The sequence below is a fragment of the Spirochaetota bacterium genome (assembly GCA_026414805.1).
Taxonomy (GTDB): domain Bacteria; phylum Spirochaetota; class UBA4802; order UBA4802; family UB4802; genus UBA4802.
The window spans coordinates 36,500-59,513 of record JAOAIH010000010.1 but is presented as its reverse complement, the minus strand read 5'-3'; the positions used below and the strand labels follow the sequence as shown (position 1 = coordinate 59,513).

Here is a 23,014-nt window from a genome sequence, read left to right as displayed (position 1 = left end):
GGACATATTTAAATCCGGTATTGATCCACTGATTATAATGGAAGATCTTGCCTCGCTTGGTATGATTACTGAATTGCGTGTTAATCGAAATGATGTCCCACTACTTGACAATCTAGACTCTGAGAAATGTTATATTTGGTGGGATGTTATTCTCAAAACAAAGAGCAAAGAAGAAGCTCTGGATGATGTGTTTATTTTTGTTCGTGATGACAATGAAATCATAATCACTGATGTTACAAAAAATTATGTTGCTCAACCAGTCATTGAGGATGTGCCAAAGTTAGGTGAGTTGTTGTTGTCAAAAGGAATGCTGACCGAACAAGAATATGAAGATGTTCTCAGTGAGCATGAAAAGACAAAGAAGAAGGTTGGGGAGATAGCTGTTACCAAGGGATATATTGAGGAAAATGATGTCTCACTGGCATTAAAAGAACAGGAAAATATAAAGAAACATTTGAGTACTTCGACACTCAGAGTTGATGCAAAAAAAGTTGATAGCCTCATGAATTTACTTGGTGAAATGGTCATTGGATTTTCTGGAGTAAAACGTATTGCCGAAGAGATTGAAGATGAAAAGGCATATCGTTTAAATAATGCCTTATATGGTGTTGATCGTATCATCCGTGAATTTCAGGAGCATCTGATGCGCATACGCATGGTACCGATTGGGCCAGTTTTTGAGCAGTACCGGCGTTTTATACGCGATACCGCAAAAGCACATGGGAAAACTATTCACTTGGAAATAGCAGGTGGCGATACAGAAATTGATAAAACTGTCATTGAACGCATCAGTGACCCGTTAAAGCATTTAATTCGTAATGCGATAGATCATGGTATTGAATCCCCTGAAGAAAGGGAAGCAAAAGGGAAACCGCGGGAAGGTGCTGTGATGCTAAAGGCATATCATCAGGAAGGCAATATATTCATTGAAGTTTCTGATGATGGCTGTGGTATCGATAAACAGAGGGTATTACAGAAAGCCATTGCAACAGGTGTGATTGGTAAAAATGAGGATGTCCCTGATGCAAAGATATATGATTTGCTTTTTGCACCGGGTTTTTCAACAGCGGAAAGTGTGGGTGACCTTTCAGGAAGAGGTGTTGGCCTTGATGTTGTCAAGACCAATATTGAAGCTCTGCGCGGCAGTGTTGAAATATTCTCTGAACCAGATAAAGGGGCACGATTTACAATAAAACTTCCATTGACACTTGCTATTATTGATGGGATGCTGGTAAAAGTGGCACAGGAAACATTTATTATACCAATTCTTTCTATAGTCGAAAGCATCAAACCAACAATGAAAGATATAAAAACGGTGGAAAATAAAGGCGAAGTGGTCCACGTTAGAGGGGAATATGTGCCATTGTTGCGGCTCCACAAAGAATTTAACCTTCCGCTAACAATTGAAAATCCATGGGATGGACTTGTGGTGATAGTTGAATCGCAGGGCAAAGCGTTAGGGCTTGTGGTTGATGAATTAATTGGTCAGCAGCAAATAGTAATTAAAAGCTTAGATAGAGAAATAACTTCTTCAAGAGCAATCTCTGGTGCTGCCATATTGGGTGATGGAACTATCGCCCTGATAATAGATGTACATGGGTTTATCAGTTCTTAACAATATGATACAAGATGATACAAGCAGGATATGGTGATGAATTTAACTGCCTACCATAAGTCAATAAGTGATCATTATGCATACCTCAAGGAATTGAAGGGCAGCATAGGTTCTCTTTTTTCTGAGTTAATTCAACGTTTTACCATTATTAATAAACGCATTGATGAATTTTTCACCATGATCAAGCCATATATATATTATTTTTACACCACTGAGGAAAATATTCCTGATACTTTTTTACATGATGTAATTCTGGGCACAAAAGATGAAATAAATGGGTATATTGATACTGTAGTTAAGTATATGATTGCTGACAGAGCAACAAATAGAGAGGTTGAGGAAGCCATTAACAAAACGCTGACATTAAGTAACAGTGTTGCAATGATACTGGATGCAGTTGAAGCAATTGATCTATATGCAAAAAATACCATGATAATTTCCATTAAAGCGGGAGAAGAGGGCTCCACACTGACAACTATTGCAGTGGAGATGTCACATTTAGCTGATATGGTAAATGATGTTTCATCTGAATTTCAGGAAATAATAGATTATTTACACCAGTTGAGAATAAAATTTAACAATACGTGTCAGACAGTTGATGCTATTGTTGAGAACTATCTCACGCATTTACAGATCAAACTTAATAATTCAATACAGGACATTATAAGCCATCAGAAATCGTTGTCACACAATGTTGAATCTATTGTGAGCTTTGCTGATCAGTTAAATAGTGGAATAAGTGGATTGTTGCAGGAGTTTCAGGTTGAAGATATTGTACGACAGGATATTGAAAAAATATTATTTGCACTTGAGGCTCTTGAGGAATTTGGCATCAGCGAAGATCACGCTGATATTATTTTGTGGGGAATGTATCAAAAGGTACTGTCGCTTCAAAATGATTTTGTCCATTTGTATACAAGTGCACATGATGGAATTTCCACAATGAAGAACAGTGTTGAGGCGATAGCTCATGAATATACAAAAACATATGAATCAGTATTTGATGGAACCGAGTTTAACATTGATAAAGTGTATAATTCATTGGATGTGTTGCAGCAAGAAACGGTAAGGTATCTTGAAGAAATATTGGAAAAGAAAGCTTTTTTGCTTGGTGTGTCTGGTGATGTGCTGGCTCAACTTCGTAAATTTCAGGATTTTTTTAATAAAATACAAGATGTTGTGAGAAAGTTTGATGTGGTAAACATGTTAACGCGTATTGAGCTTGCTCGCCATAGAGAGTTGCAGAAGACTATTGCAAGTTCCCTTTCAGATATAAGCATCATGCCAAAGAAAATAAAGAAAATTGTTGAGGAATCAGAAAATCTATACAAAGATGTTATTGGCACTATGGAATCCACGTACAAGTTGTATGAACAGGCCATGTCAGTACAGGATACCATTTTACAGAATTGTGTTGCAAATTTGAAAAAGGTTTCATTAAAACTGTATGAATCAAAAAAATATTACATTGATATTTCACAGCAGATTGAACGGAATGTGAATGCATTACAACAATTTTTGAGTGAAAAGTTAGAGCAGGTGGATGCCTTCAGGAATATTGAAGATAATCTTAAAACATTATGTCAAGTGCTTGATGATGCAGGAGCTTCTAGGGAATTATTTGATGCAAAGCAGCTTGATAAAACTATAGAGACAATTGAAGCACTCTATGCCAATGAATACAAAGGACAGATGCTGGTTTCTCTTTTAAAAGAGTATTCAACAAGGAAAACTGAAGATCGCGTCATTGTATTTTAGGAGGTTGCCATGTATATAATTGAAATTGATGAATTTGTAAATGTAAAACACATAAAACAGTTTGCTGATGAAGTGGCTGCAATTTTAAGAGCTGAAAAGGACATAGTGCTGGATTTTACAAAATCCAAGCGACTGGATTTGTCAGTTGTGCAGGTGATTTTATCTCTTTTAAAAACAGCTAAGCAACAAAATAAAACAGTTAAATTTAAAGGGGTAAACGATACAATAAAGAAGCAGTTAAAATTGTGTGGTGTTATACGATGAATTATTTGTATATGCAGTCTTAATGTTATATATTTGTACAAGAGGGGACTAGAGTATGAAACATATAGTGATTATTGATGATTCACCAACTATACGTACAAGTGTGGAATTTACATTAAAGGATTTAGGGTATGGAATGGTTCATGCTGAAAATGGGCAGGATGCATTGAACAAGATTAAAGATTTAACAGATAAAGGTGAAGAAATAGCAATGTGTATTGTTGATATTAATATGCCACAGATGGATGGAATAACATTCATAAAAAAATTCAGGGAAAATGATAAATTTACACCTGTTATAGTGCTCACAACTGAAGCTGAGGAAGAAAAGATTCAAGAAGGCAAAAAATCCGGTGCGTCAGGCTGGATGATTAAGCCATTTAAGCCTGAACAGCTTAAATCAGTTGTTCATAAATTTTTACGATAGGGGGCAAAGTATGAATATTGAAAATACAACGATAGAAAAGGCAGATACCGCTATGGCTGAGCAATTTGTAACCTTTGTTATTGGAAATGAAACCTATGGTATTGAAGTATTGAAGGTGCAAGAAATTATTGGTATGACTCATATCACTCATGTTCCAAACACGCTTCCTTTTATGAAAGGGGTGATAAACTTGCGTGGTTCGGTGGTACCGGTTATTGACATGCGCAAAAAAATAGGGATGGAAGAAATGGAGTATAATGCATTTACGGTTATCATCATTACTGAAGTGAAAGGTAAGCTGATTGGGATGATAGTTGATTCAGTTCAGGATGTTGTCACTATACCGGTCAATAAAATTCAGGATACCATACACTTTACCGCACATATTTCCACTGATTATATTAAAGGGATAGGGCAGATAGACGATAACCTGGTAATTATTCTTGATGTTGATAAACTTTTAACTTCAGAGGAACTGGCTAATATTAAGACAGCTTAATATAATGCTACTGTGAGATAGCAATGCTATGATACATGTAATTGATGCTACGTTAAAAAAACCTGTGAACATATTAGTTCCGGGAGAGTATCATGCAGCAGCAGACTTGATACTTTCGACTATTGTAGGGAGTTGTTTTGTGGTGTGTTTGCATGACCCAATAAAGAAAATTGGTGGAATGGGGCATTGTTTGCTTCCAGTATTATCAGCATTACAGATGAAGAAAGATGAGATATATAGTTACAACATAAACTTTATGGAACATATCATTGGTGAAATGGTTAAATTAGGTGCTGATCGTAAAAATTTTGTTGTTAAAGTGTTTGGTGGTATTGGTACATCCTATAATCAAAAATATACAACTGATTTTATCACTGAATATTGCAATAATGAAAATATGTCGCTGGAAGCTATTGATATTGGAGGCAACTATCGCCGCAAAATATATTTCTTTTGCGATACAGGGAAAGTGCATCGCTATCTAGTTGAAGCAAATGACACCATATCAGAATTTATAAAAATGGAAAAAGAGTTTATTGATAAAGTATTGAATGACAAAGTTCAATACGGTAATGTAATCCTATTTGAATAATGTATGAATACTACTTTTTATCAACAGTTAAGTCAGCAGGATTTTGATTATATCAGAAATATTGTATATAAAGAATCAGGGATAAAGCTTTCTGAAATGAAACGTGCGCTGGTGCAATCGCGCCTACTTCGCAGAATGCGTGAGTTGGGCATGCACCGCTATGAAGAGTATTGCGATTACCTTAGAGACAATTATGATGATGAAATTGAAAACTTAATAAATTGTATCACCACTAACAAAACAGAATTCTTCAGGGAACGTGAACATTTTTCTATATTGCAGCGGATTGTTGAACAGGAGCTATCGCATAAAAATATTGTTATCTGGAGCGCAGGTTGCTCAACTGGCGAAGAAGCCTACAGCATTGCCATTGTGTTATATGAGAGCAATTTCAAAAAACAATTTACTATTATTGCCACTGACATTGACACTAAAGTGCTTCACACCGCACAAAACGGCATTTACCCACTTGAAGCTGTACAAACACTTGATGTTAGTCTTTTAAAAAAATATTTTTTAAAAGGAAAAGATCAGTATACTGGATATGCAAAAGTCAAAAACTTTCTTAAAGAAAAAATTTCTTTTCAGCACCTGAATTTGCTTGATGAGAGCTATCGCCTTAAAGGGCATTTTGATATAATTTTTTGCCGAAATGTCATGATTTATTTTGATAAAGATGTACAATCAAAAGTATTAAAAAAATTTTATGATTATTTACCAAAAGGTGGCTATCTTTTCTTAGGGTATGCTGAAGCGATAGTAAGCGCCAATCTTCCTTTCCATTATGTAGCCCATTCAGTATATCAAAAACGATAACATATAGACACATTGCTGATGTTTCAAGAGGTAGTCCATGTATATACGAAATTCGCATAAATTAAAGAAGCCCTTAAAAGTGCTGTATCCCGGTGACTGTTATGTTAGCAATAAAGATGAATATATAGGGACATTGCTTGGTTCGTGTGTGGCTGTATGCCTGTACGATCCTGTTAACAAGGTAGGAGGTATGAATCACTTTGTATTGCCAGGTAAAGTGGTGCAGAAACATACAAAGCATAAAATGACTGTTGATGACGATGAACAGAAAGAACTACTGAAATATGGCACAAGGGCAATTGAAAATCTTATTGCCCAGATGGAGCAGTATGGCCAGAGAAAAAATATAGTTGCTAAGATATTTGGTGGCGGGAAAGTTCTGGATTATCAAACTACGCAGTATGGGATCTGTAATATGAATGTAAGAATTGCAAAGATATTACTGGAAATGGCCGATATTCCTATTGTAAGTGAAGATGTGGGTGGAACAGTTGCCCGTAAAGTGGTCTTTGACGTTGAATCGGGAAGGGTTTATTGTAAACAATTAACCAAGGTTGACGAAAAAGATACAACTTTTACAACGGAGTTATCAATAGTTGGATAAAATAAAGGTATTAGTGGTTGATGATTCTGCGGTAATGCGCAAAACATTAACCGATATTCTTAACGCATCAAATAAAATTGAAGTTGTTGGAACCGCTTTAGACCCCTATATTGCTGTAAATAAAATTAAGCAGCTTGCTCCTGATGTATTGACGCTTGATATTGAAATGCCACGCATGGATGGTTTAACGTTTTTGCGAAAGCTCATGATAGCAAACCCCATGCCGGTAATAATGGTGAGCGCATTCACTGATAAAGGTGCAGTACAAACCATAAAAGCATTGGAATACGGTGCGGTTGATTTTATTTTAAAACCACGTTCTGATGATACGCAGGAATGGGAACGCTTTGCAACTGAGTTGCGGGATAAAGTCATAACTGCAGCGGAAATAAAATCGGATCGGTTTACTGCGCACAGCAGGGAAAAAGCAATTGAAATTGAAGAAAAGTTCAGTGCAGATATAATATTGCCAAAAACAGTTTCCAAGGTGCGAACTACTCATAGTGATGTCATCATAGCCCTAGGTGCTTCCACAGGTGGTACTGAAGTCATTGCAAAAATTTTAGGTAGCCTTCATGAAAATGTACCGGCAATCGCCATAGTGCAGCATATGCCAGAAAAATTTACCGAAGCATTTGCAAATAGAGTAAACAATAATTCAAAGCTATATGTAAAAGAAGCGCAGAATGGTGACAGGCTGTACAGAGGCACAGCACTCATTGCACCGGGGAATCGCCATATGCTGGTGCGTGCAGATTCCAACGGCTACTTTGTGGAAATAAATGATGGGCCTCCAGTCAACAGGCATAAACCCTCTGTGGACGTACTATTCCGCTCGGTAGCGCAGGTAGTAAGCAAAAGTGTAGGTATTTTATGCACAGGAATGGGCGCTGATGGCGCTGAAGGGTTGGGTGAAATACTACAAGCAGGTGGTGTGACAATTGCACAGGATGAGGCTTCATCAGTTGTGTTTGGTATGCCACGCGAAGCTATTAAGCGCGGTGCGGCACAAAAAGTAATGAATATTGAACAAATGATTGCATATATAAATAATTTATAAATAATACCTTTAGTAACAAAGTCAATTCTTAACATGGTAGTCTACAGATAGAATGCTTAGCTTTTGCCTGGCAAAATGCCTTTAAAAATAATACATGGTAATAATTAACGAAAAGTATTGATTTTCTTTTCGACAGTTACTATTAGAGTTACTATTTTAGTAATCAAATACTATAAAAGAAGCATAGCGATATTTATGGAAAGAAGTGTAATTTGATGGAAAAGAATGAAATTCGTATAAACAGATTAGAAACAGCTTTTGAAGAATTTACACGTACAGTTGGCCTTGAGTTTAGCAAGGTATACAATCTTTTTATGCTAAGCCATGTTGAGAATGATCATATTTCAAATGATGTGAATAAACTTAAAAGAACAATTGCAATAGTTACTGAACAGGTAAAGACATTTTTAGATGAATCAAAACAGTTAAGAAAAGACGATAGAGAAAATTCAATATGTTGGTTAATGAAATGAAAGATTTCAAAGATGAGATGAAAGAATTTAAAATGAAATGAAGCAGGAACGCCGCCAAATGAACAAACAATGGGATGAACTTGCAAATTAAATGGGCACTATTGTTAAAAATATAATCTACCCTGCAACGCGCCCGGTGATAGAAAATTATTTTAAATGCGAATTAATGACAACAATGATGAATATTACACGAAAAAAAGACGGGGTAAAGGATGAATTTGATGTAATAGCGGTAAGCAATCATGAAGTATTCCTTATTGAAGTGAAAACTACTATGCGCAAGCATAGTGTAGATGACTTCAAGCAAAACAATCTATCAAGGTTTAAATTTCTTTTTGAAGAATATAATGATAAAAATCTTATTCCAATTTTTGCAACGCTGCAGTATGAAGAAAGCATGCTTTACTATGTGACTAATCAAAATATATACGCAATGGCATACCGTAAGTGGGATTACATGGATATTTTTAAACTTGATGAATTTAAATTATAAATAAATTATTTTATTCCAAAAAAATCAAGTAGGCGCATATCCTCAAATACTTTTTTTAATGAAGCGCTCATGGATATTATCTGAATATCTTTGCCCTGTTTTTGGAGTTCCTGCTTTTTCCACATCAAATACCCCATAAGCGTAGATGGCAGGTAGATAGTTTTTGATAAATCAAAATAGATAACAGTAGCACCAGCGCGTAGTAACCGCTCCACAGCATATTCTACTTCCATCTTGTCATCAGGAGTGGCTTTTTCGCAGTGTATGATGATAGTGTTGTTTTCTACTGTTACCATAGAGTGTTATTGTACCAGGTATGCTTTTAGTGAGGTAAAGCTTAAAGTTTTCCCTACATCTACAGTAATGTCATCTATATCTATTGTGTAACAATTATTGCTATCTGGACCAGAAATGCTTGAGATATTGATAGTTGCTGAAGAGTTAGTGTACTTTACACCATTTTCAATTACTGTTACTGTTCCAGAATATGTTGTTGTTGGTGGTGGAAATGATGATGGAAAATAAATAAAAACCTTAAAGCTTCTATTTGATTTTGGATTTGTTCCAAATGCAATACCCACATTTCCTGTAGAGTTGACATTTGATATAATAATGGCATAATCATCAGAGGTTGAAGGGTTATAGGTATTAGCACCAAAAGTAACATTAAAACTTGTTCCTTTTCCCGTCAAAGTTGTAGTAAAGGTGTTTACATCGCCTGGTTGTATCTTGAAGGCACTGCTTGAAGAACTGGAAGACTGATCACCACAAGAGATAGCGGTTGCTATCGCCAATATGCATATAAATAGTGCAACAGTATTTTTCATAAGGAATACTCCGTGATTATAGTATCGGTTGTAATAGTTGTAACATTTACAAATAAAATGTAATAGTACATTTTGAGTTACACTTGCAAATACTAATAATGGCCACACTAGGTATAATCGTTAAAAATATGTTATTGAGACTAAAAATGCAACTTCATAATAGAACTACTCACCACCTATTATCACCATAACAGAATCCATGGTATAGCGTCAATATTTTTATGTCGCCTGTATTGTATTTGAAGTGTGATTAAATTTTTTGTTACAATCGGAATATGCTTGCAAAAATGATTAAATTGTTAATTTATATGTAAAAAAATACTTTGGGAGTATAGTATGACTATAGAAACCACTACGTGTATTTCGCGCAATCATCTGGATGTACTGAAAAAGCATGCACAACGCAATAAGCTATCGCTTCACACTTTTATTGTTAATTTTATAAACTATGTCATATCGTATAAAACCATGCCTGTAAAAGGGTATACGCGATTGAGGTATAGGCAAAGGCATCAGGATGTGTGGAAACGTGTCCATTTGTTCTTGTATGAGCATGAGTATGAATTTTTAATGGATGTGAGGAAGGTTACCAAGATGTCCCTGGCACGAGTTATTGCATATTGTGTTGATAATTATCTTTTTGATTTTTTAGATGCACTTAGTAAAGATGATAATACCGATAACTATCGTTGTAGTGGTTATACTTTTGGGTTTTTTCTAGAAGATGGGATACCCTGTTGCCATTTTTACTGGGGACCACCGCCCCAAATACTACAAAAAACACCCCAGTAGCCCCCAAACAACCTAAAAATAAAATTTTATTGACATACACAACTCAATACTGGTACAATAAGCGCGATGTACCAAAGGATGGTGTTTATCTAAAGAAAAGGAGGTCTTCCCCTTATGAATGGCGATGTGCTTATCCAGAACATAATTAATCTTTTTGTCATGGCAATTATCCTTGAAGCAGCTGTAATGGCTATTTTCTCCATGTCAGCCTTCCGTGATGTGAAAATGACACGTGCTGTTGAAGCCACCCGAGATGTCATAATATTACTTGCTGCATTTTTCCTATGCTACAAAGTTGATGTGTTACATGTATTCAGGGGCACTGGATTAAAAATACCGGTTCTTTTTGATATTATTATCAGTACGTTGGTGTTGACACGTATGACCAATTTTGTACGGCAGGTATTCAATCGCTTACGGCAGGATTAATAATATATAGAATTTCTGCATGATTAGATCCATGGCAATAGTGTAGTATATGAGCTATCGCTTATAAAAATTACAATGAGTAACTTTTTTAAACCCACCTAAACACAAAACACCGCACTCTGTATAGTGTGGTTGCAACTTCACGGTTTCCGAAGGGGGCTACTTACTATGCTTTCTTGATCTTGTTCTCAACTGAGTAGCTGGTATTCATCACTTCGTTATATTTGTCAATTATTGCGTGCGTGATCATGTCCCGCGCTTCCTGAGTAATAGGAAAAAACAGGTCAATGTACTCACCATTTTTGCGCTTGTTGGAAGGCATGCCAATAAAAATGCCTTTGTCGCCTTTCACTATACGCAAATTTTTAACAACAAATTTGTCTAACAAAGTGATGTTGGCAAACCCCAGAGTTTTCCCCAAATTGTCCTTGGGAAACACCCTAACTTCGGTAATAATGTCGTTCATGTGATCACCACCATACCGTATGTATAATTTTGTAAATTATACAATATGACAGTATTACACGTCAAGCAAATTATTTTTTAGGGAAAAACTGGAATACATGTATGCACTTTAAAGCTATGAATAAAATAGGCGATAGTTACTGGCAAAGGTTATGTTTTATATAAATAGAGCTTTTTTATAATCAGTCCACTTACACCTAAAACTGTAAAAATAGCTATAACTGGTAGTAGAATACACAACGCCGTGTTGAATGCAATTGCTCGTATGATGTAAGCTGAAATATGTGAAAGTGATTCCGAAGGGTTAATTGCGTATAATGGCAGCACTATGCCCAATAGTGCAATAATGACTAATATAATAGATGGGTAAACTAAGATTCGAGTTAGCCATATGCGTTTTGTAATCTTTTCTGCTGGTGAGAATGCCATATAGAATACATATACAATTAGGAGGGCGATAGTTATATACACTAAATATTTTGCATATGATAGAATCTTTATGATGGTAATTGCCGTTTCTGCAGTACTACCAGATAGCACAATATTGTGTTTATATATAACACCATTGTCAATCCATACTCCTACCTTTGTAAGATAGCCCTGGCCAAACAACTCCCCTATTGTAGTGTCTGCTAATGAAAGTGCAGTGGTAAGGAATATTCTGTTTTTTATACCCGGCGCTTTTTTAATTTCCTGTACTAGTATGTCGCTTAGTATGTGTTTTTTTATACCATTTTCCTGTGTCCATAGGCTAATAGTAATATCGGGCAATAAAATCTGAGTAACCTTTTTGGGATGTAATGGATCAGCGCTATCGATCAGTTCTAATATGTATCTGGATTTGATTGAATCATACGAAGTAAAGAATGTAATATATTTCTCAATAAGTGGTATAATGTTCTCATCAATGAGCTTTTCATTGATTATTTTTGTGAGTATAGGCTTAATTATATCAAGATCATCATTGAGTTGAGCAGCAAAGGTATTGCGATGTTTTTGGATAATATCGTTTGCTTCTTGCTGTTTATCATTATATTCTTCCTGAGCATCCTCAAATTTTTCTTCTAATTCTTCAAGTTTATTTTCTGCGGCTTCAATATCACTTTTATGTTCATCCCTGTATAGTTTAATTAATTCAATCTGATTTTTAATCTTTTGTAATTCTGCTTCTTTATTTTTCTTAAATGTGTCTTCATCCTTATAAATCCCTTTTACATCTTGATATGCAATTTTTTTCACCTCGTCATACTGTTTGGTAAGGCTTTCGTATTCAGAAGTTTTATTAATTATGTCATAAGCTTTTTTTGCTTCTTCATATTGATTTTTTATTGCTTGATATGTAAGCACATATGAGGCCAGTCCAACCTGATTATCAATTTCTTTTTGAATAGATTGAGTTATTTCAAAATTTTTAGCTTGAATGAACACAGTAACAATGTCTGTACGTTTAAGAATTGTTGAGTATAAAAATGGTGAGGTAATTAATACATAGATTACAGAAAATACTATCAACAAAGGAAGAATAATTATGGCAATACTGTTTATGAATGTGAATATAATATTTTTACTGCTTTTCATTAGTAATTCCTTTATAACTATGAAATTTCAATGAATACAAACACTGATTTTTATTTTGATAGTGCTTGGAATCTATCAATGTCAATTATTTTATTTTAACAATGTATTTTTTAACTAAATGAGTTTTAGTTACCATGCAGCGCACGTCCTAGTACATCTAGGTGTTTCGATATAAAAACAATATTGTTGATTTAAATGCTTGACCTAAAAAAGGTAAACTAATACATTCATGTATGTATCCCAGAACTAAATACAAGGTTATTCTATGAAACGAATATTCCTGTTATTTCTATTTTTTAGCTTTACCTCTGCTATTACATTTGGCCAATCTGCAAAAGAGATAATTGAGAAGTCAGAAAAAGCAATTCGTGGCAATACTTCTACATCCACAGTAGCTATCACCATAAAAACTCGACGTTTTGAGCGTACGTTAAAGCTTGTATCATACGATAATAGGTTACAACGAATGTCATTTGCGGAAATTCTGGCACCAAAAAAAGATGCTGGCAACCGCTTTCTGTTACAACATAACAACATGTGGCATTATGTGCCCAAGCTACAGCAGACTATAAAAATTGCACCATCCATGATGTTGCAGTCATGGATGGGTTCAGATTTTACCAATGATGATATTGTGAAACAGTCAAGTCTTATTGATGATTATACCCATACACTTGATGGCAAAGAGGTAGTTGATGGTGTTGAATGCTATAAAGTAGTACTTATCCCAAAACCTAATGCTGCAGTAGTGTGGGGTAAGATTGTATATTATGTGAGTGTTTACAAATTGCTTCCTGTGAGGCAGGAATTTTATGATGAACATAATCAAATTACAAAAGTGTTAACTTGCAGTGATATAAAAACTATAGGTGGAAGAGAAATCCCAACAGTGTATATAATGAAAACGATAGCTCAGCCAGATCGATTTACAAAAATGGAAATACTGGATATTCAGTTTGACAATGAAATTCCACAATCAATATTTTCGTTTCAAAATTTACAGCGAAAGTGAAGGTTGTATTCTTTACATATATGCACCAACATAAGTCATCCTGAACTTGATTCAGTATCTATATTTCTGAAATGATGTGTAAAAACTTATTCTTGAATAATAAAGATTTATTATATAATTTCTAAACGAATAAATGTGAAAAGAGATGTAGCAATTATAAGCACGTTAGCATGGCGTAATGTGTGGCGCAACAAACGTCGTACCATACTCACGCTTTTAACTGTTATTGTGGGTTGTGCCATGATTATTTTGCTCAACGCATTTGCAAAGGGTGGGCATGACCGGATGATAGAAGATGCTACCGGAATGGTAATGGGACACATACATATACATGAAAATGGCTACTGGGAAAATAAAACTATAGACTACGCTTTTTTCAGTGATACAAAGATTAAAACAGTGCTTAATACTATTCCTATTATTCAGGCATATTGTACACGCATCATGTGCGATGCGCTCATTGCAAAAGGTGCAACTACCAAAGGTGTTATGATTCAGGGTGTTGAGCCTTCATCTGAAATAAAGGTATCACAACTTCATACAACGATTGTACATGGCCGCTATTTGAACGATAGTGATACTACACACGCAGTGATTGGTGCAACACTTGCAGAAAATCTTAAAGTCAATATTGGCGATACTGTTGCAATTATTTCGCAGGGTTTTGATGGCTCAATTGCAGCCGAACACCTTGTAGTTGTTGGTATATTCAAAAGTGGCAATCCTGAATATGATAAATTTTTACTTCAAATGCCCATGAAGCAGGCTGATGAAACATTTAGTATGATGGGATACGTGCACGCGATTGTTATCCGTGCCACAACAATTGATGCTGTTGATGATATTGTTGAGGCCCTTTCCAATAAACTTGGAATTCAGTTTGAAGTTCTTGGGTGGGAAAAACTCATGCCAGAGCTAGTGCAATTTATTGTCATGGACGATGTCAGCGGTTTCCTTTTTGACCTGATGCTCTTTTTAGTTGTGGCATTTGGAATATTGAATACTATCCAGATGTCAGTTTATGAGCGAACACGTGAGCTTGGCATAATGAAAGCAGTGGGTACTACTCCGCAGCAAATTATTGCGCTAATACTTACCGAGACTTTTTACATTACAGTGATTGGTGTTGTACTGGGTGTTGCACTGGGTGTTTCCATTTCGTATTACTTCACTGTGCATCCAATTGATTACTCACAGTTTGCAGATGAGATTGCAGTGTGGGGTATTTCCACAACCATATTTCCTGCCACAGTAACTATCGCCAATATTATAACTACTTCGATCATTACGCTTGGGGTGTCATTGTTTTTTTGTATTTTTCCTGCACGGCGTGCGGCAAAGCTTCATCCTGTGGAAGCAATACGTCATATATAAGTGAGTTATAGGATTATGAATACTATGCAGAATATAAAAACGATTATTCTTATTAGCTGGCGTAATGTATTCAGAAATAAGCGCCGATCTGCGATAGTTGCCTCTTCCATTGTTGTGGGTCTTGTAGTGATGATGTTTTCGATGGCAATCATGAACGGATTTAACCGGCAGATGCTAGAAAATACAATTAACACTTCGCTTGGTCATGTGGCAGTGCATAAAAAAGGATTTTTTAATGATATGAATCTATTGCTTTCGTTTGTTCCCGATGGGACTATTGGCAAAATTAATACCATACCAGGCGTGCGCTGCACTGCACTTAGAGTGAAATTTGAGGCAATGGTACAATCAAGCCGAAGCAGTCAGGGTGTACTGGTGCTGGGAATTGAACCTGAAAAAGAAAAATGTGTTTCCAATATTTATGAATACGCGGGAAAAAATCTAAGTAACTATATTGGCGATAGCTCAACAAATGAAATACTCATATCGCGCTCACTTGCGCAAAAGTTGGGGCTAAACGTTGGCGATAAGTGTGTGCTGATGCTACAGGATAAGAGTGGTGTTCTTGCAGGTCATGCCTTTATTGTGAAGGGTTTGTTTCAGTCGCCAATTGAAAGTTTTGACAAATATGTAGTGTACATTGGTATACGTACTGCACAGATCATAACAGGCCTGGGCAATGCAGTATCAGAAATAACAGTGCGCTGCACTGATAAAGAGTATGCACAAAGTGTAGCTTATGCATTACATGCACCCAGGAATGACAGCCTTGAAGTGCTTACTTGGAAACAGATGGCACCAAACATTGTACGAGCTATTAAGCTTTTTGACACTATGATGTATGTGTTTCTTGCAATCATATTCATATCAATAATTTTCACTATTGCCAACACAATGATTATGGCAATTATGGAACGCTATCGGGAAATCGGAATAATGAAATCAATTGGTACTTCTCCATTATGGGTGGCAAGTTTTGTGATATTTGAGGCATGCTGCATTGGTGCTATTGGTATATGTGCAGGCTTGCTTATCACTCTACTTCTGGTAGGATTAACCGGGACAACAGGTTTAAACTTTGCATTCTATAGCCAGTCAATGCGGGTGTGGGGTACGGGCACTGTGATCTATCCGTTTATCACTATGACAAATGTTGTAGTAGCTACAATCATTGTATTTGGCAATACAATTCTTGCATCAGTATATCCGGCATATAAGGCAGCAAACATTAAACCTATTGATGCATTGCATTTTATGTAATACAAGGATAGCACCATGAATGATAAGGAAATAATTAAGGTTGAACATTGTATAAAAGATTATCACCTAGATGGGCAGGTGGTGCATGCTCTGCGTGGAGTTAATCTTACTTTGCACAAAGGTGAATTTGCTGCAATTGCCGGGCCTTCGGGTTCGGGTAAAACCACTTTGCTCAACTGCATTGGTGGATTGGATTATCCAACCAAGGGGAGTGTGCATATTGAAGGGACTGATATTTCAAAGCTTTCGTCTAAGGAGCTATCGCGCTTGCGCCTATTTAAGATTGGCTTTATATTTCAGGCGTATAATCTTATACCGGTGCTGACTGTGCGTGAAAATGTTGAGTACATTCTTTTGCTACAGGGTATGGGCGATAGTTACCAGAAAGAAAAAGCGGCTGAAGTGCTAACACTTGTAGGCTTGCAAAATGAAATGCACCGTTTTCCACACGAGCTTTCTGGTGGGCAGCAACAGCGAGTGGCAATTGCTCGCGCAATTGTGGCAAACCCGGCGATAGTTCTGGCAGATGAACCCACTGCCAATGTAGATCAGAAAACAGCTGCTTCGCTGCTTGACGTAATGGAACATTTGAATAAAGAAAAGCAAATTACTTTTCTTTTTTCTACTCATGATCCAATGGTGATGAAGCGTGCCAGAAGGCTAATACAAATAGCTGATGGTGTAATAGTGAAGGATAGAATGATAAAGAAAAAAAATAAAATTTGAAATATAATCATGCCAATTGTATTGCATCTTTGAGCATATCACTATACATAAACTTTTCTTCAGGGCGGATAACAAGTACATCGCAGGCAAGGTGGAGACAATTAGCAAAAAAAACGTAATACGGCTTTATGCGATCAATAGGATTTGTAATGGCGGTGTCAGCTATTACCAGAATATCAATATCGCTTAAACCTGTAGCTTGTCCTTTGGCAAAGGAACCAAAAAGCCAGATCTCTTCAATTTCGGGGAAATTGAGCTTTGCTTTTTTGCTTACCTGAGCCACAGTGTTAATCACCTCATTACTGTTTATTGAAAATACTTTGACAGAATCTGATGATACTATCTGCCGCATTTAATGCCTCCTGTGCATGCTTTTTTGTAAAGTAATCTGATGGTTTACCAGCTGCAAATCCATTAGGATAGCGAGTGGGTATATAATAAATATCTAATAGCTTGGCGTTTTCTTTTATTTCTTCAGGTATTTCTATTTTTTTTGATAGTACATTAATTATTTCATTGAGAGCATGTCCCCAAACAGTAAGGCCGTGGTGTAATGCTAGTGCTTTTAAAACTTTTTCTGAAGCTTGTTGGCAGCTAAAACATGCCCATTCATAATAATCATAGTCAAAGTCAAGCTTTGCTTTCTTTAAATCTCTTAGACCCTGTTGGTACCAATCATTCCATCTATTCATAGGATATCCTTGGAGCAGATTGATTTTTTTTATATTTGTATTGTTACTTGATAAACAAATGGTAATATACTAAATTTTTCCATTGTAATCAAGCAATAATTTCTTTATATATTGACAACTACATAAAACACAGATGTTATAGATTGCAAAATCCAATAGAGGAATAATAGTGGCCAGGCAAGGATATAGTATTTTTTTCACAATTATCATTTTTTGTTCTGCAATTCTTTTACTTGGATTTCATTCATCATTGTGTGCAAAGACCAACGATCAAAATGATGATAAAGCGTTTACACTCAATGGCTATTACAAAAATCTTTTCATTGGGTATAAAACAAGTGAGTATTATACAAAGGATTATTTAAGGAAAGAAAAGCTGTTATTGACGGATGTTAATAGGTTTCGCCTGTCTCCAGATATTGATATCACTAACAATATTCTGTTACATGCTGATATCGATAATGAATGTATTATTTCTAACTATACACATAGCCCAAACTTTACCACAATGTGGATTGGATACTCATATAATCAATTATACACAGAACATTATGATTACAGCAATGACAGCTTGTACTATCGCCTCAAACTTCATCGGGCGTTTGTAAAAATAATTTCAGGTAAATCTACTGTAACTATTGGCAGACAACTTGTACGATTTGGCAGTGGTAAAATCTGGAATCCACTTGATATTGTTAATCCTATTTCGCCGCTGGCATTTGAGGGAGCCGAAGAAGCAAAAGGAGTGGATGCAATGCGTTTTGAACTATATCCAGCTCCTTTTTTTGAAGTTAGTTTTGTATATGTGCCTCAGCGAAAAAATGATGATTTATCCAGTGAAAGTTTTTCAAATTCTGTATATCTTTTGCGCAATAAGATAGTTATCGGTGGTACAGACGTTGCGGTTTTGTGTGGAAAAATTATGCAAAGAATTGTTAGTGGTGTGGATGTGTCAACTGTCCTTTATGATGGATTGCTTAAAGGAAGTATTCTTGGTACAAAGGATGGCAATACCATGTACTTTATTGCAGGAGCAGGGTATGAGTATTCATTTGAATGTGGAATAAATTTTTTGGCTGAGTATTTTTATAATGGCAATTGTCTTTCAAAAAATCCTGAATTACAAAATGCGTATTATGAAAGTTTGTTATTTGGTATGAATGAAGAGCGTTATAAAAACCTTGCATATAATTTTTTAACGTATAATGCTCATTATGCTGGTGTTTCAACAGGTTTTTCAGGTGCATCACTTTTTAGCGGGAGTGTAACAACTATTATTGATGTCCAGGGGCATGGAATTATGATTATTCCTAATATAGTATATAATATCATAGAAAATTGTGATATTACATTGTATGTATTGTATGCGATAGTTACTGGAAAGGGCTCCACTGATTTCAATTCATTTGATAATAAATCTCTAATTGCAGGTGAACTGAAATATTACTTTTAGTGATTGAAGTGATATACAGATGTAGACTATTGCAATCTTGCTATGTTGCAAGTACATGCTGCGTAAGTAGTAGGTATTCAGTTTATGTTTCCTACAATAAGGAATAGAAAAGAATATTTTGTAAAATTATGAAAATAATAAATATAAATTAATATTGAAAATTTCCAGGATGTATTGTACATCCACTATTGTATGGCATATAAATTGAAATGCTTTGCAGCAAGTGTATCTACATGTTGGTATGGTGTGGTGTGCATACTAACGGTATTATTTATCACAACTTGTTCTTGGGAAAATAATAATTCTTTATACCTTACTCCTGAAGAAAAACAATACATATCTTTATTACAAAAACCAATTATTGCAGCTCCTTGCCCCGACTACCCGCCAATTGATTTTACCGATCATGATGGCAATTTTATTGGGTTGAGTCATGATTATTTAAAAGAGATAGCTACAAAAACAGCACTAAAGTTTACAATTGCCAATATTGGGTCATGGGCTGAAGTTTTGCAAGCAGCCAAAGAACGAAATGTTGATATGGTATTGTCAATACAGGATGTCCCGGAGCGCCACTTGTACTTGCGCTTCACAAAACCGTATGTGCGTATTCCTAATGTGATAGTTACACGAAAATCCGATACAAGAGTACTTGCCTTAAAAGATTTGACCGGACTTCATGTAACCGCAGTGAAAGGGTATGCTGTTGTAGATTACATTTTGAAGAAGAATCCCCAGATAAAATTTGATCTTGTAAAAAATGAAACTGAAGGATTAATGAAACTGGCTTTTGGTGAATTTGATGCAATGGTAATATCTCTGTCAACGGTTTCATATTTGATTGATACATACAGCATTACTAATTTACGTGTTGCTGGCTATGTGGGGTATGACTGGAATTTGTGCATTGGAGTTCGTAATGATAACCCCATGCTTTTCTCTATAATTTCCAAAGCTCTTGATTCTATTCCTGAGTCTAAAAGAAGTATTATTTACAGAAAATGGATTTCACTTGCTCCAAAGCCCGTGTATTATGAAAAAGAATTTTGGTATGTTATAGCAGCCTTGCTAGCTGGTGGTTTATTTATTATTATAGGCATCGTTGCTTGGAATGCGTTATTACGCAGGCAGGTTAAGATTAAAACTGAGCAGTTGAACAATGAGTTGTACTGGCATAAAAAAACTCAGGAACAATTGGTACTTGAAAAAGAAAGGTTACTTATAACAATTCAATCAATTGGTGATGCATTTATAAGCACAGATACAGAAGGTAATATTATACTTTCAAATAAGCAGGCAGATATTTTGTTTGAAAATACAATATCATTGGGTAAAGATATTAGTTCTTTGATTACTTTTTCTGAAATATCAACTCATAAACAGGTGCATCCTTGCAGTGAAGCTGTACAGTTAAAAAGGGTTGTTACTTATTATCATCTTAAATGCAAATGTAAAAATAAGGAATTCGACGTTTCCGTTGTTTCATCTCCCATCATGATAGAAAATACTGTTATTGGTGTTGTTACTGTCATAAGGGACATAACCGAAATGCTTTCAATGCAAAATGAGCTTATTAAGTTGCAGCAATTTGAATCATTAGGAATACTTGCTGCTGGTATTGCCCATGATTTTAATAATATCCTTACAGCTATTATGGGGAATGCTGAAATAGCACAACAAATACTTACAAAAAATAATACATTTAATAATGTTGTAGATATACTTGAAGGCATTAAAAAATCTGTTAAATCTGCACAATCATTGACATCACAATTATTGACGTATGCAAAAGGTGGAAAACCAATTAAAAAAACAGGCAATATTGTACAGCTGATTCATGAAACGGTAGATTTTGTAACTCATGGCAGTAGTGTTAGGGTTGATTATGATATTGATAATTCAATAGAAAATTTTGAATTTGATGAACATCAGCTTTCACATGTATTCAGGAATTTAGCTTTAAATGCTGTGCAGGCAATGAATAATACAGGTGTATTAACGGTTACCGTTAAAAGTATAAATAATAAACCAAATGTATTACGACTACCAGAAGGCAAATATATCATGATTCAGTTTTCAGATACCGGGGAGGGAATAGCCAGTGAACATATAAATAAAATTTTTGATCCGTATTTTACTACAAAAGAAAAAGGAACAGGCTTAGGGCTGACTACCTCGCTATCGATTATACGGCAGCATGGTGGAACTATTATGGTTTCATCATCGGATAAAGGTGCCTCTTTTACAGTGTATCTGCCAATGACAGGATCAAAATCTGCTATTGATGAAACAAATTATACTGCAATTGATTCAATCAAGGCGCATGTTCTTATACTTGATGATAGGCAGGAAATACTTGAGGTTACATCAGGGATGCTGGATATATTAGGGTGTACCTATGATACTGCAACAAGGAGTGATGACGCTATTGGTAAAATACTCAAATCAAAAGAAGCTCATCCTTTTGATTGTGTTTTGGTTGATGTAACAATACCAGGTAGCATGAGTGGTGTGGATGCTTATGCGCAGATGAAAAAAATTCACGAAAATTTAAAAGGTATTGTTATGAGCGGTTATGCTGATAACAGTGCAATAGCCGATTATGCTCAGTATGGGTTTTCATGGTATCTAATAAAACCTTTTACACTTGATGATTTGCGACTGGCTTTAATTAAAGCATTATATGGATAATTTTAGGATTTTTTACAGTATTTCTTCATCAATGGTGTGAATAATTAGAGCACTGATGTGCAAAAGGATGTATAAATTTTTGATATTCCAATTGACTCATATTAATATACATATCTTCACCTAACATTATAGCTATTAGTAGCCTCTTTGCTTTCATAGCATTAGTAAATTTATGGTAAACAGCGTATGGAATCATACTGGGAAAGAATAGAAGCAATTGACAATATTAAAGAAGGAACAATACTTTTAAGAATTAATTCTTTATCTGATAAGCAACAGCAGGGTATTTTTTCGTCATATTGTGATGGTGGGATTATTCTTAAAAATGTTATTGATTATAAAAATCACAGTTTTATTGCTATCGAAGGAATTATATATCCTACAAAAGATGATATATTCTATCAGTCGCGTTCTTCCTTTGCAAATAGTCCTGTATCAAATAAAGCTTTGAAAATTGTGTATGACTGGCCACTATATAAAAACCATCCCGAATTATCAATACAAATAGAGCAATTTGTAAAAAACACTTTTGTACCAGAACAGATTATTGACTACTACAAGAATGATAATCTAAAGGCAATTTTTGTACCTATTCAGCAGTTTTTCAGGATAGGGCGATATAAAGAGCGGCGTAATATTGAGCGTGTATGCCATGATAAGTTCAAGTTCTGGCTTGATTCATTACGGCCTGGTGAGCACATCACGTATTTGGCCTCGGTAGCAGGGATTGCATCACACAGGCCAAAATTTTATTCAGCTGGCACCAAACCACACGAAGTGACACATCACTACCTTGAACAGGAGGAGTATGCATTCAATCCCACACATGGTGGCCACATTAAATGCAATGCAATCGTAGATGGTAAAAAGCAATTCCTTGTTGATGCTGGATCAAACTATATTGGGCGCGGTGTGAAAGCAACACTTTTTACTGCAAAACAAGTTGCCACTGCATTGAAGCATTTGTACCCTGAATATGAATTTATTCCACTACCAGGCAGGGGAGCGTTTGGTGTGGAACAAAGTTACTGATAGTCGTCTTAGTACTTTTTATAAAGTAACTATCGCATAATAAAAAAATGCTTTTGACATATATAATGCTGTGATGTAGTAT

At 35.5% G+C, this 23,014-nt stretch carries 26 protein-coding genes; 20 read left to right on the top strand and 6 right to left on the bottom strand.

Annotated features, from left to right (window positions below):
• The 11 genes from N3F66_03760 to N3F66_03710 all read left to right on the top strand — a co-directional run.
• Positions 1 to 1,615: chemotaxis protein CheA (locus tag N3F66_03760; protein ID MCX8123264.1), on the top strand; the 1,615-nt coding region annotated here is incomplete at its 5' end.
• A gap of 36 nt (positions 1,616 to 1,651) precedes the next feature.
• The gene (locus tag N3F66_03755; protein ID MCX8123263.1) at positions 1,652 to 3,373 is read left to right on the top strand and encodes a hypothetical protein; all 1,722 of its coding nucleotides are present in this window, start codon (positions 1,652 to 1,654) and stop codon (positions 3,371 to 3,373) included.
• Positions 3,374 to 3,382: 9 nt separating this feature from the next.
• On the top strand, positions 3,383 to 3,637 hold the full coding sequence (locus tag N3F66_03750) for an STAS domain-containing protein (GenBank protein MCX8123262.1): 255 nt from the start codon (positions 3,383 to 3,385) through the stop codon (positions 3,635 to 3,637).
• Positions 3,638 to 3,692: 55 nt separating this feature from the next.
• On the top strand, positions 3,693 to 4,064 hold the full coding sequence (locus N3F66_03745; protein ID MCX8123261.1) for a response regulator: 372 nt from the start codon (positions 3,693 to 3,695) through the stop codon (positions 4,062 to 4,064).
• Between the two features lie 10 nt (positions 4,065 to 4,074).
• Positions 4,075 to 4,563: a chemotaxis protein CheW gene (locus tag N3F66_03740; protein ID MCX8123260.1), complete on the top strand. Its 489-nt coding sequence runs from the start codon at positions 4,075 to 4,077 to the stop codon at positions 4,561 to 4,563.
• 28 nt (positions 4,564 to 4,591) lie between these two features.
• Positions 4,592 to 5,155 carry a hypothetical protein gene (locus N3F66_03735; GenBank protein ID MCX8123259.1) on the top strand — a complete coding sequence of 188 codons (564 nt, stop codon included), beginning with the start codon at positions 4,592 to 4,594 and terminating at the stop codon, positions 5,153 to 5,155.
• Between the two features lie 3 nt (positions 5,156 to 5,158).
• Positions 5,159 to 5,971, top strand: a complete 813-nt coding sequence (locus tag N3F66_03730; protein ID MCX8123258.1) for a protein-glutamate O-methyltransferase CheR — start codon at positions 5,159 to 5,161, stop codon at positions 5,969 to 5,971.
• 37 nt (positions 5,972 to 6,008) lie between these two features.
• The gene (locus N3F66_03725; protein MCX8123257.1) at positions 6,009 to 6,575 is read left to right on the top strand and encodes a chemotaxis protein CheD; all 567 of its coding nucleotides are present in this window, start codon (positions 6,009 to 6,011) and stop codon (positions 6,573 to 6,575) included.
• The gene (locus N3F66_03720; protein ID MCX8123256.1) at positions 6,568 to 7,635 is read left to right on the top strand and encodes a chemotaxis response regulator protein-glutamate methylesterase; all 1,068 of its coding nucleotides are present in this window, start codon (positions 6,568 to 6,570) and stop codon (positions 7,633 to 7,635) included. Before N3F66_03725 ends, N3F66_03720 begins: the two co-directional genes overlap by 8 nt.
• Before the next feature lie 212 nt (positions 7,636 to 7,847).
• The gene (locus N3F66_03715) at positions 7,848 to 8,108 is read left to right on the top strand and encodes a hypothetical protein (protein ID MCX8123255.1); all 261 of its coding nucleotides are present in this window, start codon (positions 7,848 to 7,850) and stop codon (positions 8,106 to 8,108) included.
• 91 nt (positions 8,109 to 8,199) lie between these two features.
• Positions 8,200 to 8,601, top strand: coding sequence for a hypothetical protein (locus N3F66_03710; protein MCX8123254.1), 402 nt, complete (start codon positions 8,200 to 8,202; stop codon positions 8,599 to 8,601).
• Between the two features lie 5 nt (positions 8,602 to 8,606).
• Here N3F66_03710 and N3F66_03705 read toward each other — a convergent pair whose 3' ends face one another.
• Positions 8,607 to 8,897: a hypothetical protein gene (locus N3F66_03705; protein ID MCX8123253.1), complete on the bottom strand. Its 291-nt coding sequence runs from the start codon at positions 8,895 to 8,897 to the stop codon at positions 8,607 to 8,609.
• Between the two features lie 6 nt (positions 8,898 to 8,903).
• Positions 8,904 to 9,428, bottom strand: a complete 525-nt coding sequence (locus N3F66_03700) for a hypothetical protein (GenBank protein MCX8123252.1) — start codon at positions 9,426 to 9,428, stop codon at positions 8,904 to 8,906.
• Positions 9,429 to 9,764: 336 nt separating this feature from the next.
• On the opposite strand from N3F66_03700, the gene N3F66_03695 reads away from it, so the two are divergent.
• On the top strand, positions 9,765 to 10,220 hold the full coding sequence (locus tag N3F66_03695) for a hypothetical protein (GenBank protein MCX8123251.1): 456 nt from the start codon (positions 9,765 to 9,767) through the stop codon (positions 10,218 to 10,220).
• Positions 10,221 to 10,334: 114 nt separating this feature from the next.
• Entirely contained in the window at positions 10,335 to 10,649 is a 315-nt protein-coding gene (locus N3F66_03690) for a hypothetical protein (protein ID MCX8123250.1), read from the top strand.
• 166 nt (positions 10,650 to 10,815) lie between these two features.
• On the opposite strand, the gene N3F66_03685 is transcribed toward N3F66_03690, so the two are convergent.
• Together N3F66_03685 and N3F66_03680 are read right to left on the bottom strand one after the other, a co-directional pair.
• A complete protein-coding gene (locus tag N3F66_03685; protein MCX8123249.1) occupies positions 10,816 to 11,115 on the bottom strand; it encodes a SpoVG family protein in 300 nt (99 codons plus the stop codon).
• A gap of 149 nt (positions 11,116 to 11,264) precedes the next feature.
• Positions 11,265 to 12,692 (bottom strand): hypothetical protein, encoded by a 1,428-nt coding sequence (locus tag N3F66_03680; GenBank protein ID MCX8123248.1) that lies wholly within the window; start codon positions 12,690 to 12,692, stop codon positions 11,265 to 11,267.
• A gap of 265 nt (positions 12,693 to 12,957) precedes the next feature.
• On the opposite strand from N3F66_03680, the gene N3F66_03675 reads away from it, so the two are divergent.
• From N3F66_03675 to N3F66_03660, 4 genes are all read left to right on the top strand, one after another.
• Complete coding sequence (locus tag N3F66_03675) at positions 12,958 to 13,704, top strand: outer membrane lipoprotein-sorting protein (GenBank protein MCX8123247.1); 747 nt, start codon at positions 12,958 to 12,960, stop codon at positions 13,702 to 13,704.
• Between the two features lie 135 nt (positions 13,705 to 13,839).
• Complete coding sequence (locus N3F66_03670) at positions 13,840 to 15,078, top strand: ABC transporter permease (protein ID MCX8123246.1); 1,239 nt, start codon at positions 13,840 to 13,842, stop codon at positions 15,076 to 15,078.
• Positions 15,079 to 15,093: 15 nt separating this feature from the next.
• Complete coding sequence (locus N3F66_03665) at positions 15,094 to 16,338, top strand: ABC transporter permease (protein MCX8123245.1); 1,245 nt, start codon at positions 15,094 to 15,096, stop codon at positions 16,336 to 16,338.
• Positions 16,339 to 16,353: 15 nt separating this feature from the next.
• Positions 16,354 to 17,064 (top strand): ABC transporter ATP-binding protein, encoded by a 711-nt coding sequence (locus N3F66_03660; protein MCX8123244.1) that lies wholly within the window; start codon positions 16,354 to 16,356, stop codon positions 17,062 to 17,064.
• 7 nt (positions 17,065 to 17,071) lie between these two features.
• Here the strand turns inward: N3F66_03660 and N3F66_03655 are convergent, their stop codons facing one another.
• Complete coding sequence (locus N3F66_03655) at positions 17,072 to 17,416, bottom strand: nucleotidyltransferase domain-containing protein (protein MCX8123243.1); 345 nt, start codon at positions 17,414 to 17,416, stop codon at positions 17,072 to 17,074.
• On the bottom strand, positions 17,364 to 17,756 hold the full coding sequence (locus N3F66_03650; protein MCX8123242.1) for a HEPN domain-containing protein: 393 nt from the start codon (positions 17,754 to 17,756) through the stop codon (positions 17,364 to 17,366). The genes N3F66_03655 and N3F66_03650 overlap by 53 nt, the downstream gene beginning before the upstream one ends.
• Positions 17,757 to 17,925: 169 nt before the next feature.
• Between N3F66_03650 and N3F66_03645 the strand changes: the two genes are divergently transcribed.
• From N3F66_03645 to N3F66_03635, 3 genes are all read left to right on the top strand, one after another.
• Positions 17,926 to 19,209 carry a hypothetical protein gene (locus N3F66_03645; protein MCX8123241.1) on the top strand — a complete coding sequence of 428 codons (1,284 nt, stop codon included), beginning with the start codon at positions 17,926 to 17,928 and terminating at the stop codon, positions 19,207 to 19,209.
• A gap of 192 nt (positions 19,210 to 19,401) precedes the next feature.
• Positions 19,402 to 21,900: a transporter substrate-binding domain-containing protein gene (locus N3F66_03640; protein MCX8123240.1), complete on the top strand. Its 2,499-nt coding sequence runs from the start codon at positions 19,402 to 19,404 to the stop codon at positions 21,898 to 21,900.
• 186 nt (positions 21,901 to 22,086) lie between these two features.
• Positions 22,087 to 22,932, top strand: coding sequence for a hypothetical protein (locus N3F66_03635; GenBank protein MCX8123239.1), 846 nt, complete (start codon positions 22,087 to 22,089; stop codon positions 22,930 to 22,932).
• Positions 22,933 to 23,014 lie beyond the last annotated feature (82 nt).

What these genes read in the sequence shown, in the direction of transcription:
- N3F66_03755 (MCX8123263.1), top strand. Translation starts at nt 1,652, where the DNA reads ATGAATTTAACTGCCTACCATAAGTCAATAAGTGATCATTATGCATAC.
- N3F66_03750 (MCX8123262.1), top strand. Translation starts at nt 3,383, where the DNA reads ATGTATATAATTGAAATTGATGAATTTGTAAATGTAAAACACATAAAA.
- N3F66_03745 (MCX8123261.1), top strand. Translation starts at nt 3,693, where the DNA reads ATGAAACATATAGTGATTATTGATGATTCACCAACTATACGTACAAGT.
- N3F66_03740 (MCX8123260.1), top strand. Translation starts at nt 4,075, where the DNA reads ATGAATATTGAAAATACAACGATAGAAAAGGCAGATACCGCTATGGCT.
- N3F66_03735 (MCX8123259.1), top strand. Translation starts at nt 4,592, where the DNA reads ATGATACATGTAATTGATGCTACGTTAAAAAAACCTGTGAACATATTA.
- N3F66_03730 (MCX8123258.1), top strand. Translation starts at nt 5,159, where the DNA reads ATGAATACTACTTTTTATCAACAGTTAAGTCAGCAGGATTTTGATTAT.
- N3F66_03725 (MCX8123257.1), top strand. Translation starts at nt 6,009, where the DNA reads ATGTATATACGAAATTCGCATAAATTAAAGAAGCCCTTAAAAGTGCTG.
- N3F66_03710 (MCX8123254.1), top strand. Translation starts at nt 8,200, where the DNA reads ATGGGCACTATTGTTAAAAATATAATCTACCCTGCAACGCGCCCGGTG.
- N3F66_03705 (MCX8123253.1), bottom strand. Translation starts at nt 8,897, where the DNA reads ATGGTAACAGTAGAAAACAACACTATCATCATACACTGCGAAAAAGCC.
- N3F66_03700 (MCX8123252.1), bottom strand. Translation starts at nt 9,428, where the DNA reads ATGAAAAATACTGTTGCACTATTTATATGCATATTGGCGATAGCAACC.
- N3F66_03695 (MCX8123251.1), top strand. Translation starts at nt 9,765, where the DNA reads ATGACTATAGAAACCACTACGTGTATTTCGCGCAATCATCTGGATGTA.
- N3F66_03690 (MCX8123250.1), top strand. Translation starts at nt 10,335, where the DNA reads ATGAATGGCGATGTGCTTATCCAGAACATAATTAATCTTTTTGTCATG.
- N3F66_03685 (MCX8123249.1), bottom strand. Translation starts at nt 11,115, where the DNA reads ATGAACGACATTATTACCGAAGTTAGGGTGTTTCCCAAGGACAATTTG.
- N3F66_03680 (MCX8123248.1), bottom strand. Translation starts at nt 12,692, where the DNA reads ATGAAAAGCAGTAAAAATATTATATTCACATTCATAAACAGTATTGCC.
- N3F66_03675 (MCX8123247.1), top strand. Translation starts at nt 12,958, where the DNA reads ATGAAACGAATATTCCTGTTATTTCTATTTTTTAGCTTTACCTCTGCT.
- N3F66_03665 (MCX8123245.1), top strand. Translation starts at nt 15,094, where the DNA reads ATGAATACTATGCAGAATATAAAAACGATTATTCTTATTAGCTGGCGT.
- N3F66_03660 (MCX8123244.1), top strand. Translation starts at nt 16,354, where the DNA reads ATGAATGATAAGGAAATAATTAAGGTTGAACATTGTATAAAAGATTAT.
- N3F66_03655 (MCX8123243.1), bottom strand. Translation starts at nt 17,416, where the DNA reads ATGCGGCAGATAGTATCATCAGATTCTGTCAAAGTATTTTCAATAAAC.
- N3F66_03650 (MCX8123242.1), bottom strand. Translation starts at nt 17,756, where the DNA reads ATGAATAGATGGAATGATTGGTACCAACAGGGTCTAAGAGATTTAAAG.
- N3F66_03640 (MCX8123240.1), top strand. Translation starts at nt 19,402, where the DNA reads ATGGCATATAAATTGAAATGCTTTGCAGCAAGTGTATCTACATGTTGG.
- N3F66_03635 (MCX8123239.1), top strand. Translation starts at nt 22,087, where the DNA reads ATGGAATCATACTGGGAAAGAATAGAAGCAATTGACAATATTAAAGAA.